A 12943-nucleotide genomic window follows, 5' to 3' on the forward strand; every position below is an offset into this window, starting at 1 on the left:
CAGACCAACGACCACCCACGCCGAAAGTTACATGATCAACAACTTCTGTTAGGGCCTCTTAGGACTACTTGGCACCGGCAATGTCGCCCGAGCACTGGCCCACGGCTGGAGCGCCGCAGGGCACGACGTGCTCCTCGGTTCACGTCAGCCCAAGGAGAGGACGGACCTCGGTCTACCCGTGGCAAGCCTGAACGAGACAGCCGCCCACGCGGAAGTACTCGTCAACGCCACCCCGGGGACCGTCTCCGTGGAACTGCTGCACTCCATCGGGGCACCGGCGCTGGCCGGCACCCCGCTGATCGATGTCGGGGTCGGCCTCTCCGACGACTTCACCGAGCTCTCGCACCCCAACAGCAGCCTGGGGGAACAGATCCAGGAAGCCTTCCCCCTGACACCCGTCGTGAAGACGCTGTGCACCATGGACTCCACCGTGATGATCGCCCCGGCCGGTCTGGACGGCCCGAGTACCGTCTTCCTCTCCGGCGACGACGCCGAAGCCAAACGGACGACCGGGCGGCTGCTCACCGACCTCGGCTGGCCCCCGTCGTCCCAGCTGGACATCGGCGGTATCACCACCGCACGCGGACAGGAGCACTTCGCCCTGCTCTTCATGGGCATCGCGGGCGGCCTGGGTTCTCACACATTCAACATCAACGTGGTCACCCGCCCCTCTGTCCAGAGCCCGCCGTCCATGTGATCTCGACTCCGAGCGGTTGGATGAGCGGTGACGTCCGATCCGACCGTTGGGGGTGTGGTGGCTGAGCCCGTCCGTGGGCGCAGGTTGACTGACCAGGAGGGGCACAAGCTGCAGCAGATCGTGCGCCGGGGCAGTACCAGTTCGGTGCGTTACCGGCGCGCGATGATGTTGCTGGCCTCGGCTGGCGGGAACCGGGTGCCGGTGATCGCGAAGTTGGTGCCGGCCGACGAGGACACGGTCCGGGACGTGATCCACCGGTTCAACGAGATCGGTCTGGCCTGCTTGGACCCTCGGTGGGCGGGAGGCCGTCCCCGCCTGCTCAGTCCTGACGACGAGGACTTCGTCGTCCGGGCGGCCACCACCCGCCCGACCAAGCTCGGGCAGCCCTTCGCCCGCTGGTCCCTCCGCAAACTCGCCGCCTACCTGCGCCGCGTACACACGGCCGTGTGATCCGGATCGGCCGCGAGGCGTTACGGTGCCTGCTCGCCCGCCGCGGTGTCACCTTCCAGCGCACCAAGACCTGGAAGGAATCCCCCGACCCCGAGCGCGACGCCAAGCTCGACCGGATGGAGCACGTGCTGGAGCACTTCCCGGACCGGGTGTTTGCGTTCGACGAGTTCGGCCCGCTCGGCATCCGCCCCACCACCGGAGCCGGCTGGGCCCGCGCCGGCCACCCCGAACGCCATCCCGCGACCTACCACCGCACCCACGGCGTCCGGTACTTCCACGGCTGCTACTCCGTCGGCGACGACACCCTGTGGGGCGTCAACCGCAGGAAGAAGGGCGCCGCGGCGAACACCCTGGCCGCCCTGAAGTCGATCCGCGCGGCCCGCCCGGACGGTGCCCCGATTTACGTCATCCTGGACAACCTCTCGGCTCACAAGGGAGAGACCATCCGGGGCTGGGCGAAGAAGAACCGGGTCGAGCTGTGCTTCACCCCGACGTACGCGTCCTGGGCCAACCCGATCGAGGTCCACTTCGGACCATTACGGCAGTTCACCATCGCCAACTCCAACCACCGCAACCACACCGCACAGACCCGAGCCCTCCACGCTTACTGCCGCTGGCGGAACGCGAACACCCGCCACCCCGACGTGCTGGCCGCCCAACGCCGCGAACGCGCCCGTATCCGCAGCGAGAAGGGCATCCGCTGGGGCAGCCGCTGCCTGAACTGCGCGTCCTCCCTGGCGGCCACGCACTACGGTGGGATACATGTCCGAGCTCTCCGTGCGGGATTTCTACGACGAGTTGGCCCACGACTACCACCTGATGTTCCGGGACTGGGACGCGAGCATGGCCTACCAGGCCGAGGTACTGGGCGAGCTCGTCCGCCAATCTCTCGGCGCGGGACCGCACACCGTCCTGGACTGCTCGTGCGGGATCGGCACCCAGGCCATCGGGCTGGCCCTGGCCGGGCACCAGGTCGTCGGCAGCGACCTGAGCCCGGTCGCCGCCGCGCGCGCCGCCGCCGAGGCGGCGGCCCGGGGCAGCCGGCTTCCGGCCGCTGCGGCTGACATGCGCCAACTGCCCTTCAGAGAGAAGTCATTCGACGTCGTGCTCTGCGCGGACAACTCGCTCCCACACCTGCTCTCCGGGCAAGATCTCCGGGCGGCACTCCTCGGCATGAGACGGGTGCTCCGAGACGACGGACTATTGATGATCACTGTCCGGGCCTATGACGAGGCGCGCCGGACCAGACGCACGGCGACACCTCCCCAAGTCTCGGAAACATGCGACGGCCAAGTGATCACCTTCCAGCTGTGGCACTGGCATGAAGACGGCGAGCGCTACGACCTGGAGCACTTCCAACTCATCCCCGCGGAGAACACCTGGCATGTCCGAGTCCGCCGGAGCACCTACTGGGCGCTGACAACCTCGCAGCTGACAGAGTTCGTGGCGGAAGCCGGCTTCACCAACATCACCTGGCACAGTCCGGCCTCCAGCGGGTACTACCAGCCCGTGCTCACCGCACAGCGCGTTCCCTCAGCGCAGTAGCCCAGACATCGGTTCCGCCCTGCCTGGTCCGTTCATCCATGGCAAACCGGTGAACGTTGCCGGTCACAGCAATAGCGGATCCCACTCGGCGATGGTCCAGCAGTTCTTGCGTGACAAGTCCGACGGCAGCCCTCGCATTAATGACTCCTAACAGAAAGAGGCTTCTGGGCCTCCGGGAATGACGGTGTGTCAGATCTCGTTGATGCTGGCCGAAGGGGGTGCGAGCCAGTCGAGACGAGGAAGACCGCTGCCAGACCGTGGGAGATCGACGACGAGTTGTGGGCGCGCATCGAGCCGCTGCTGCCGGTCGTCCCACGTAATCCGCGGCGTCCAGGTCGTAAGCGTCTGGATAGTCGCAGGGTGCCGTGCGGGATCCTGTTCGTGCTGTACACCGGGATCCGCTGGGAGTTTCTGCCCCAGGAGCTGGGCTTCGGCTCGGGGATGACCTGCTGGCGACGGCTGCGGGACTGGAACGAGGCCGGGGTCTGGCAGCACCTGCACGAGCTGCTGCTCTCCGAGCTGCGGGCCGCAGACCTGCTGGACTTCTCCCGCGCAGCGGTCGACTCCAGCCACATCCGCGCGATGAAGGGCGGGCCGGCCACCGGTCCGTCCCCGGTGGACCGGGGCAAGGCCGGCAGCAAGCACCACCTAATCGTCGAAGCGCACGGTATCCCGCTCGCGGCAATCACCACCGGCGGCAACCGTGGGCGACGTCACCCAACTGATCCCGCTGATCCAGGCCGTCCCGCCGATCCGCGGCAAGCGCGGCTAGCCACTGCGCCGCCCCGAGCACCTGTACGCCGACCGCGGCTATGACCACGAGGTCGACCGGGACAAGGTCCGCCGGTTCCAGATCACCCCGCACCTCGCCCTGCGCGGCACCGGGCACGGCTCCGGCCTGGGCGTGTACCGCTGGGTCGTGGAAGGAACGATCGCGCTGCTGCACTGGTTCCGCCGCCTGCGCATCCGCTGGGAGATCCGCGACGACCTCCACCACGCGTTCGTCACCCTCGGCTGCGCCGTCATCTGCTGGCGACGACTGCGCACCGCACTTTGTTGAGAGTGAGGGCGGGCGATCGCCCCTGGGGATGGCCTGCTCGATGCGTCAGAACGCATTCGTAGCAGTCGGGCCCGCGCAGCCTCACATCCGGGATCTCAGCACGTCGACCTCACAGCCCGGCGCGAAGGGGTCGAAGCCGTGCTCGATCAGCCAGCGAACTGCCAGCAGGCTTCGCAGCGACCACCACGCGTGGATCACGTCGAGGTCGATGTCGGTGCCATAGCCGGCGATGACGTCGTCGAGGTGCTCCTCGTGTCCGAGCGTGAAGGTGGCGAGGTCGTACAGGGCATCACCCTGGCCCGCCTCGGACCAGTCGATGATGCCGGTGACCTCGTCGCCGTCGACGAAGACGTGCGCGATCTGCAGGTCGCCGTGTGTGAACGCCGGAGTCCACGGCCGGAGCGCGGCCTCGGCGACCTGGCGGTTGCGGGTGACCAGGTCGGCGGGCAGGAGGCCGTTCGTCACGAGCAACTCGCACTCGTCGTCGAGTTCCGCCGCCAGCGCGACGATGCTCCGGCCGGCCCGGCCCGGCAGGGGCGGCAGGGGCGCTTCGTGCAGCTTCCGGATGGCGGCGCCCGCCGCGGCCCACGCCGCCGGCGACCCGGTCGCCGGCCCGCCGAGGCGCCCAAGCGTCGTCCCCGGGAGTGCGGCGATCGCGAGCACGGGCGGCTTGCGCCACAGGACCTCCGGGGTCGGGACCGGCGCGAGGGACATCGCCTCGACCTCGACGTCGATGCGCGCCTGATCGGCGTCCACCTTCAAGAACACGTCACCGACGCGCAGAGTCGCGCGCTCGGAATGGGCGACGACGACTTTGACCTCATCCATGGGTGACCAGTATCCCGGGGATGATCGCCGCCGTCGCCAGGTTTATCGCGTGCGATTACGCGGCTGACCGCGTCCCGCTACCCGGCGGCCTCGTGCACGACACCGACCTCTGACCAGGTCAAGCCCACCACTTTTGTTAGTCCTAAGTCCCGTACCCGACGATGGGGGTCGACCTGCACGAACCGGCCCGCCATCCGGGCCCTCAGGCCCTCGAATGCCTCCTGCCGGCGGGCAGGATCGACGCTGTGGCCCGCGGCCACCGGCTGATCTTCGTTTGTCGACACAACTGGCGATGATCAACGGCGGCCGTCTCCATCTCTACGCCATCCAGCAGTACAGACGGTGTTCCCGCCCGTCGATCCCGCGAGCCAGCCTGGCCAGATCCGTCAGGATCCTGGTCGCGATCTCCTGGTCGAACACCTCTCCATCCGCCGCCCGCTTCTGGATCCACAGGCGGCTGACTTCGGCGAGCCGGGAATGATCGGCAGCGGCAAGTGCGTCCCGAAGGGCTTCGGAAGCGGCGAAGACCATGGGGCCCTCCCAGTCGGCGGGGTCAGCGACGGCTTCGGGCTCATCAGCGCCGACAAGTTCTTCAAAGCTCCGACCGGTGAAGATGCTCTCCCACTCGATCAGCGCCTCTTCAGCATCGAAGTTGCCGTACTCCAGCGACTCGAAAGCCCTGTCCGGGCCACCGTCCACGACCGCAGCCGCAGCTTCGTGACTCGGTGCCACGAAGAACTTGATGATGATGCTCACCGAGGCATGGTGCCTGCTCGACTGACCCCGGTCTACCTGCCGTCAGACCGCAGACTGCGAGCAACCGAGCCGCTACCGTCCCCGATCGAGGCAACCATGATGGAGATCTACAGCTGGAGTACTGGCGGCACCATGCAATCCCGAATGACGCCGCTGGCTCAGGAAAGGGGCAGGTCTTGTCTCGGGCCCGTCTGCGGGCTGCTCGAGCCTGCCCGGCGCCCGCCACGGTGGAAAGCTGCCACCGTGGCGAGGTCCCGGTGGGGTGAGGCGGCTGGGTGGCCGGTGACCGGGTGGTCGTCCACCGCGTGGGCCGCCGGCACGGTGACCGGTGCCCTGACCTGCCGGGCGCTCGTCGAGTGCGCCGGCTGCCACGTTCGCGGAACCGCTCGGGTGAAGACCTTTGCCCGGCTTGCCCGGGCTGGTTGCTGTGCCGCACCTGCCCCGGCCCTCCCCCCCGGTGCGCCCTCTTCGACGGCGACGGGCTGCTGCACCATCGGCGCCCCAGCATCGGGCTGCCCTCTGCAGCAAGCACCCCGAGACCGGCCACACCGTCAACGCTCAGATGGCTCAGCGGTTGAGCCCATTGGGGCAGTAGCCGGATCGGTGGTGGGAAGAGCAAAACGCAAGCGGGACGGGGTTCGCAGGCCCGTCGGGTCCACTCGTCAGGCGGGCTGACCCTGTTGCGGATCTTGTTCCTGGCCGGTGGCCGGGGCGGGTGTTTCGGGGGAGGTGTAGAAGACGGACGTGCCTTGCTTGGTGCGTTGGGCGTGGTTCTTGGCCACCAGTCCTTCGAGAGTGGTGCGCACGACAGTCGTCTTGATGCCGCGCTCGGGATGCTGCTGGCCCAGCGACTGGGCGATTTCGGCCGCAGAGCGCGGTTCGCTCTGGCCGGCCAGGTGCTCGCGGACGAGGGAGACGAGCGAGGGCTGAGCCGGTTCAGCAGCTGCCTTGTTGGGTGCCTTCTTCTTGCCGGCCGGCTTGGGGGCCGCTGGTGCGGACTTCTTGGCCTTCGTCTGCCTGGAGGCCCCTGCTGCGGCCGCGGCCTTCTTCCGGGGAGCGGGTACCGTCGGCGGTTCGGCTGCCGGTGCAGTGGAAGCGGGCTCGACGCCGAGGGCCTGCTGGACGTTCAGCAGTACCGAGCGGTCCTTCTCCAAGGACGCCAACTGCTCCTGCAGCAAGGTGATTTCACCGGCGATGCGTTCCTGCTCTTTGAGGTTGCGTTCCAGGTCACCGGCCACCTGCGCTGCGTACTGGATGGTCACCCCGTTTGTTCCGGTCGTGGTCTCGGACATGACTTTCACGCTCCTTCATGGGACCGCACAGGCCGTGGGCCACCACCCGCGACATGTGCCCAATTCAGTGTGCAGCCTCCAACGGTGCTGCGGTCGGCAGCCGTTATGACTGTGCCGCCGTCTCGCAGTGATACCACGGATGAAAGGTGAGTTGTTGTGTTCTGCAAGGTCCAGAACCGGTGGCAGCTGACCGTGACGGGTCAGTACCGGTGCCTGTCCGTGCCGCGTAGGGCGCCGTTTCCTGCGAGCACAGCTTCCTGTGCTTGTCTTTCGACCGGCCTGCTCAGGGGACAGGGGGCCCAGTCTGCTCCCTCCCGTGAGCTGGAGTGATGGGAACCGCAGCGGCTCGCGGCCTGGCCTGGGTGGGGGCACCGGTGCCGTACCGGGTGGATGCTGTGACGGCTGCGTTGACGGGTGTGGCCGTTCGCCCTTTGCCCACCGTCTTGGATGACGGCGGGCAAGAGCTTGCCGGGGCGTCCGCGGGGGTGTGGGTGGGTGTTATCGCTGGTGGGCTGAGGGAGTGTGGGTGGGGAGGGTGTCGTCGTAGAGGTGTTCGATGCTGTCGCGGGTCCAGCGCAGCAGGAGCAGGAGCATTTCGGCGGTGGCGAACATGCGGGTCATGACCAGGTGGGCCTTGGAGCTCGGTGGGGTGGTGTCGAGGGTGTGCTGGAGCGTGGCCTGGAACGTTGTGATGCCGGTGCGGGCATGACCGTGCAGGCTCAGGGCTTCGTCCCGGTCGATCGTGCGGTGCACGATTCCGCCTCTGAGCTGGGTGAGGTGAAGATGGCTTTCGGTGAGGAAGTCGGCGGCGAGTCCCCAGGGGGCGCGCATGCTCTCCGGGAGCAGGGCACGGCCCACCACGGTCATGGTCCGTGTGGTGGAAGTCGCCTTGCTCAGCTGCTGGGACAGGGTGTGGGGAGCGGCGAGTGCAAGCCAGTGGGCGATGCCGTCGGCAGCGTACGCAGCACGGCCTCCAGATGGGCCCACTGCTCGGGCGCGTCCTCCTCAGTTGTCGGGATCGTCTCGGCGGTGACCGAGGCCGCGAAGATGCGGGCACGCCCCGCATCGAGGTCCAAAGCCGCTTCGACCCTCTGGTGCAGCGCGTCGTCGTGGGCGGCGAGCCAGGCATCGAAGCCGGCCTCGCCGCCGGTGGTGATCTCCGGGCGCGGTGCCGCCTCGCTCACTGGTGATCATCCTGCATGTCTTCCCAGGCCTGCCTCAGGCTCTTGCGGGCACGGGCCAGGTTCTGCCTGACAGCATCCGGGGTGGTCTCGAGTGCATCAGCGGTCTCCTGCGCGGAGAAACCGTCGTAGATCCAGGCGAAGGCCCGCTGCTGCTGCATGGGCAGCCGGCCCCCCGGCCGTTCCGGCATACACAGGACACCACTGCCGTTGATTGGCCGAAGCACCTGCGGCAACTCAGGCCCGAGGGCGCCAGCCAGCCGAGTAACCATCCGATTTTTACGCTGCCCGTACGCGTTTGGTACGCGAAACATGCGCTTCACGCTAGGGTTGTGGGGGAGGAGGTGCTGCATGTCCGAGCTGTTCGACGCGGTCGACGCGCTGGTGGCGTCCCGCTCCCCGCTGCCGCCCCCGGCGGAACGCAAGCGGCTGCGCCAGGCGCACGGCCTGACGCTGGACGAGGTGGCCGCCGCACTCAAGGTGCGGCGCGCGACGGTCAGCGGCTGGGAGGCCGGCAAGACCGAACCGCGGCCGCCGGAGCGCGACGCCTACGCCCGCATGCTGAAGCAGCTCGCCCAGCTCTACCCCGCCAACGCCGCGGTGCCCCCGAAGGACACGGCGGTTCACGAGACGCCTGCCGGCCCCGCCGTGCCTGCGCCGTCGGCAGCTGAACCGGCCGAAGCCCGCGCTGGATCCACCGGCTCGACCCCGGAGGCTGCTTCCCAAGACACGCCACCGCGCCCCGCTTCCACCCCTGCAGCCGCTCGGCGTCCGGCGGCCACGACCAGGCCGTCGTCGACCTCGCGCCGCCCGGGCGCGAAGAAGGCTGCCCCGGCGAACACCCAGGCGGCCGGCACCGACCCGCGGTTCGCGAACGGGCCGCTGCTGGTCATCGACACCGACGATGACCGTCAGATGACCGGTTACGGCGTCGGCGGCCTGGCCCTGGACGTGCCCGCCAAGTCCCTCCCGGCGTTGGTGGAGTGGACGCTGAAGGAGGCTCAGCTCGGAGCCCCGGCGCTGCACGGCTCCGGCAAGGACGCCGACCCGCTGCTGGTGCTCACCGCAGCCACGTTGGAACGCTACGGGCTCCCGACACAGCTGTCGCAGCCCGAGCGGCTCGCCGGCCGCCTCACCGAGGGCCACAAGGTCCTGAGGCAGCTCGACCGGGCTGACTGGCAGCTGACCAAGCGGGGGTTCGGGCCGTGGGCGCGGATCTACCGCCCCGCGCAGGGCCGTCAGCGGCAGTGCGTCCAGCTGTGCATCCCGTCGTGGAACGCCCTCGATGCGCGTACCTGGGGCCACGCTGAGCAGCTCGAACCGGCACAACTCGCCCGAGTACTGGGCGCCTACGCGTCCCGGGTGATGACGCCGCGCGGTTCGACGGCCGTCACCGGCCTGGAGCTGATGACGGCGCTGAACCCGCCGACCCGAGCGAGCGAGGCGGACGAGACGGGCAGGCGGCACAAGGAGCACCGGCCCGGCTCGCTGGGCGAGCACCCGATGGAATGCGCGCCGTGCGAGGCCCCGGACGGGCATCCGCTGCTCGCCGGCCTGCCCCGCTTCCACCAGCGGGGACCTGCGGAGATGCTGTTCGAGGAGGCGTACGACTGGGCGCGGGAGCTGACCGATGCCGAGTGCATGCAGCGGTACCTGGTCGGCATCGACGTCAACCTTGCCTTCGGCGCGGCTGCCAACGGCGCGGTTGTCGGCCTGGCGACGCCGCCCGTGCACGTCACCGACCCCGAGTTCGATCCGGCGTTGCCCGGGGCGTGGCTGGTCGACCTCTCCCACGTCGACCTCTCCCGCGTCCTGATCGGCAAGCAGTGGCACCAGCTCGAAGGCGTGTTGCTGCCCAGCCCGTTCACGCCGACCGGTGAGCGCCCGGCGGGTCCGGCCTGGTACGCGACCCCGACGGTGGCGTACGCGGTGGAGCTCGGCTATGACGTCGCCCCGACGGAGGCCTGGGTGAGGGAGGACAAGGGCAGGTTTCTGGACGGCTGGTACAAGCGGCTGAGGGACGCGTATGTCGACACCATGGCGGACCTGGGCGTGGTCGAGAAGCTGCCGCCCCAGGAGTTCCTGAAGGCGATGGACGGTTACAAGCAGCGCGATGCGCAGATGGCGATCGTTCTGGACGCGGTCAAGTCCACGGTGAAGGGCGGTATCGGCAAGCTGCGTGAGCGGGCGCGCGGCGGCGGCTGGAAGCCCGGGCAGGCATGGCCGGCCCTCTCCCGGCCGACGTGGCGGCCCGACATCCGCGCCGCCGTCATCTCCCGGGCGCGCATCAACATGCACCGCAAGATGCTCCACTTGGCCGTGGCCACCGGCCGGTATCCGGTGGCGGTCCTGTCGGACTGCGCCGTGTACGCCGCCGACGGTCGCTCCCCGCTGGACGTCCTGCCGTACGACGCCGACGGCAAGACGGTGCCCGGCAGCTTCCGGCTCGGGGTGTCGCCGGGGATGGTCAAGCACGAGGGCACCCAGACCACCCTGTGGGCCGAGGAAGTGCGCGAGAAGCACGGCCAGGTCCTCAATCTCGCCCGGTACATCAAAACGGGCGAGGTCACCGCCAAGGACGACGGAGAATAGGGGAGCGAGCCGATGGACACGGTCGCAGACGGTCTCGACGCCGCGCTGCAGAAGGCGTTCACGCGTCCGATCCCCAAGAGCGCGGGCGCGCAGATGCGCTACCTCGTCAGGCAGCTCAAGGGCACCAGGCCGGTTGCCGACCTGCTGGGCATCACGCAGCGCACCGTCGAACGGTACGTGAAGGACCAGATCAGAAAGCCCCGACCGGACCTCGCACAGCGCATGGAGCGCGAGGTCACCAAGCGGTGGCAGCCCCAGATCCGGGCCAAGGCCAAGCAGACCGCGGCCACCACCGCCGGCATCGTTATCGACACCCGCGCCCGGTTCGGCTACACCGCCGCCCCCGGCACCACCGACGACGCCCGGCTGCGCCACCTCACCGTCGCGCTGCCCCCGCAGCACGCCGCTCGCCTCTTCGAGACCAAGGACGCCGGCGGCACCGAGCAGCAGCTGCGCGACATCGCGGCCGAGGCGCTGGGCGAGGTGTACTTCCGAGACAACGGTCGGCGCGCCCACGGCCTGGAAGTCGAGTTCACCGATGTCGAACACCTTGAGTTCGATCTCTGACCTGGCCGTGACGACGCGCCTTTCGACCGCCGCCCCTGGGGCGCGCTCGCGCACCCAGTGAGCACGATGGACGCAGGCAGGCAGCGTGGTGGCCACAGGCTCCGTCTCCGGGTCAGCTCCCGGGGGCTGAACAGCGGACCGGACGCTGACGCGTGCGTGTCCTGGGCAGTGCCGTGTGCGTCGGCTGGACGACACGTGTGCGCTGTTTCAGCAGTTCGCCTCCGCACTCCGGCAGTCGGAGCCGGTGCCGCGAGTCTGCAGGGCTGTGGCCGGGCAGCTGGAGACCCCGGGCAGTCATGGTCCGACAAGGGCCCAGGGCCTCCGGCGTCAGGCAACGGCACCAGCACAGGCGTCGATGCCTGACGGCGGTCACAGCAGTCGCTGCGCGAGGTAGCGCTGGAACTGCCACAACGGGCGCTCCAGATGGGAGAACCGGCCGTTGGACGGAGCCGGGTGGGAGGCCAGACCACGCTGAACGCCGCGGACGGCCACCAGATCCTCTTCCTGGATCCGGGCGATCTGAGCGCGTATGGCGGCCAACTGCTCCGCGAAACCGGGTGTCTCCGGCGCTCCGGGCGGGACCATGGCCGTGATCCGCGTGTCGTGGGTGGCGGGACCGGTGGGCAGCCAGCGGATGCTGACCGCGCTGTCGGGCAGGAGCGCCAGGACGAACTGCGGGAAGATCCCGGCGATGAGCATTCCCGCCCGCGATCCCCGATCGGATCGCGAGTGCCTCCCCAGGCCTGTGCCGCCACGCTCGGGGTCCGACAGCGGCGTGAACATGGTGAACCAGCGGCCGTCGCACTCGTCGACTTCCGTGTCCCGGCCCGGCAGCACCGGATCCAGGGTCGCCGCATGCGTACCCATGTGGTGGTAGTTCTCAGAACCGTTCTCCACCGCCACCTTCCAGTTGGCGGGTACGCCCTCCCAGGTCTGGCTGTGCACACTCACCCAGTCCGCGATGCCATGGCTGCTCAGCCGCAGGTCCAGCCCACGCAGTTCGGGCGCCGCCGGTGCCGCGCCGGGGTCGAGGTTGAGCATGACGAAGCCGTTCCAGACCTCGACGCGGTGCGCCGGGAGCCGGCAGCCGGCCCGGTCGAAGTCGACCCGCTGCATCAAGGGAGCACCGGCGAGCTGCCCCGCATACTGTCCGTTCAGCCGGTAGGTCCAGGTGTGGTACGGGCAGGTCAGCCGTTTCAGGCAGCCGTACTCTGGCGCGGTTTCCGGCGGCAGGAGGTCCATGAACCGGTGCCGGCACACCCGGGACAGGGCATGCAGCTCGCCCTCCTCGTCCCGGGTGATCACCAGTGGCGTGCCGAGGACGTCCAACCGCAGATAACTCCCCGGCTGTGGAATCTCCTCGGCCCGTGCCACGCACAGCCACTCCCGCCGGAAGATCCGTTCGACCTCCCATTCGTACAGCTCGGGGGAGGTGTAGGCATGGGGTGGCAGCGTCTGGCCGCGTTCGAGCGGGAGCGCGGCCAGACGCCGCAGCTCCGCGAGCGTCTCACGCAGCGCCTCGGGGGCGCAGGAAGCGGGGGCCGCAGGCCCGGTGGCCTTGGCCTGGTAGGGAGTCATGGTGATCAGCCTTCCCTTCTGGTGATCAGGGGTGCCGAGCCGAAGAGGGACAGTGCGTGCCGCCGCCCGTAGCGGCGGCTGTAGGAGACGGTGATGAGGACGACGGCGCACAGCAGCGCCAGTCCCTTCGCGCGGTTGAGTACCGGAACCGACTCCACCGGAAGCAGCAGGGCGACGAGCACTCCGGCACCGCAGTCCAGAAGCTGGGCGCAGCCCCACAGGACCGTCAGCCGGGTCAGTCCGCTGCGCAGCGCCGGCGAGTCGCTCCAGGCCGCTTCCCGGGTGCGCGCAGCGGTGGGCCCGTGCCAGTACTGGCCGGCCTGGAAGGCGAAGGGCTTAGAGGCCCTAACAGAAGTTGTTGATCATGTAACTTTCGGCGTGGGTGGTCGTTGGTCTG

The 12943-nt window shown here is 69.1% G+C and carries 11 protein-coding genes and 3 pseudogenes; 6 read left to right on the plus strand and 8 right to left on the minus strand.

Annotation, left to right across the window (positions count from 1 at the left end; all coding sequences use genetic code 11):
- Positions 1-58 precede the first annotated feature (58 nt).
- The 4 genes and pseudogenes from IE263_RS47640 to IE263_RS47655 all read left to right on the plus strand — a co-directional run.
- Positions 59-697 (plus strand): annotated as a pseudogene (locus tag IE263_RS47640) (NADPH-dependent F420 reductase); the annotation flags it as partial.
- A gap of 57 nt (positions 698-754) precedes the next feature.
- Positions 755-1878, plus strand: a pseudogene (locus tag IE263_RS47645) (IS630 family transposase); the annotation flags it as partial.
- Between the two features lie 31 nt (positions 1879-1909).
- Positions 1910-2692 (plus strand): class I SAM-dependent methyltransferase, encoded by a 783-nt coding sequence (locus IE263_RS47650; RefSeq protein WP_189944399.1) that lies wholly within the window; start codon positions 1910-1912, stop codon positions 2690-2692.
- Between the two features lie 264 nt (positions 2693-2956).
- A pseudogene (locus tag IE263_RS47655) lies at positions 2957-3752 on the plus strand (IS5 family transposase).
- A gap of 81 nt (positions 3753-3833) precedes the next feature.
- Here the strand turns inward: IE263_RS47655 and IE263_RS47660 are convergent.
- From IE263_RS47660 to IE263_RS49375, 6 genes are all read right to left on the minus strand, one after another.
- Entirely contained in the window at positions 3834-4580 is a 747-nt protein-coding gene (locus IE263_RS47660; protein ID WP_189944400.1) for a phosphotransferase family protein, read from the minus strand.
- Positions 4581-4898: 318 nt separating this feature from the next.
- Positions 4899-5336, minus strand: coding sequence for a hypothetical protein (locus IE263_RS47665; protein WP_189944401.1), 438 nt, complete (start codon positions 5334-5336; stop codon positions 4899-4901).
- A gap of 662 nt (positions 5337-5998) precedes the next feature.
- Complete coding sequence (locus tag IE263_RS47670) at positions 5999-6628, minus strand: hypothetical protein (protein ID WP_189944402.1); 630 nt, start codon at positions 6626-6628, stop codon at positions 5999-6001.
- Between the two features lie 498 nt (positions 6629-7126).
- Entirely contained in the window at positions 7127-7495 is a 369-nt protein-coding gene (locus tag IE263_RS47675) for a hypothetical protein (RefSeq protein WP_189944403.1), read from the minus strand.
- A 26-nt stretch (positions 7496-7521) separates the two neighbouring features.
- Complete coding sequence (locus tag IE263_RS47680; RefSeq protein ID WP_189944404.1) at positions 7522-7812, minus strand: hypothetical protein; 291 nt, start codon at positions 7810-7812, stop codon at positions 7522-7524.
- The gene (locus IE263_RS49375; RefSeq protein ID WP_229911579.1) at positions 7809-7970 is read right to left on the minus strand and encodes a sigma-70 region 4 domain-containing protein; all 162 of its coding nucleotides are present in this window, start codon (positions 7968-7970) and stop codon (positions 7809-7811) included. Before IE263_RS49375 ends, IE263_RS47680 begins: the two co-directional genes overlap by 4 nt.
- Positions 7971-8160: 190 nt before the next feature.
- Between IE263_RS49375 and tap the strand changes: the two genes are divergently transcribed.
- The gene (gene tap / locus IE263_RS47690) at positions 8161-10401 is read left to right on the plus strand and encodes a telomere-associated protein Tap (RefSeq protein ID WP_189944406.1); all 2241 of its coding nucleotides are present in this window, start codon (positions 8161-8163) and stop codon (positions 10399-10401) included.
- Positions 10402-10413: 12 nt separating this feature from the next.
- Positions 10414-10968: a telomere-protecting terminal protein Tpg gene (gene tpg, locus IE263_RS47695; RefSeq protein ID WP_189944407.1), complete on the plus strand. Its 555-nt coding sequence runs from the start codon at positions 10414-10416 to the stop codon at positions 10966-10968.
- 369 nt (positions 10969-11337) lie between these two features.
- Here the strand turns inward: tpg and IE263_RS47700 are convergent, their stop codons facing one another.
- Together IE263_RS47700 and IE263_RS49380 are read right to left on the minus strand one after the other, a co-directional pair.
- Positions 11338-12546: an aromatic ring-hydroxylating oxygenase subunit alpha gene (locus IE263_RS47700; protein ID WP_189944408.1), complete on the minus strand. Its 1209-nt coding sequence runs from the start codon at positions 12544-12546 to the stop codon at positions 11338-11340.
- 5 nt (positions 12547-12551) lie between these two features.
- The gene (locus IE263_RS49380; RefSeq protein ID WP_229911580.1) at positions 12552-12728 is read right to left on the minus strand and encodes a hypothetical protein; all 177 of its coding nucleotides are present in this window, start codon (positions 12726-12728) and stop codon (positions 12552-12554) included.
- Between the last annotated feature and the right edge of the window lie 215 nt (positions 12729-12943).

Origin of the sequence: Streptomyces aurantiogriseus, assembly GCF_014649375.1 — a bacterium.
Lineage (GTDB): Bacteria > Actinomycetota > Actinomycetes > Streptomycetales > Streptomycetaceae > Streptomyces > Streptomyces aurantiogriseus.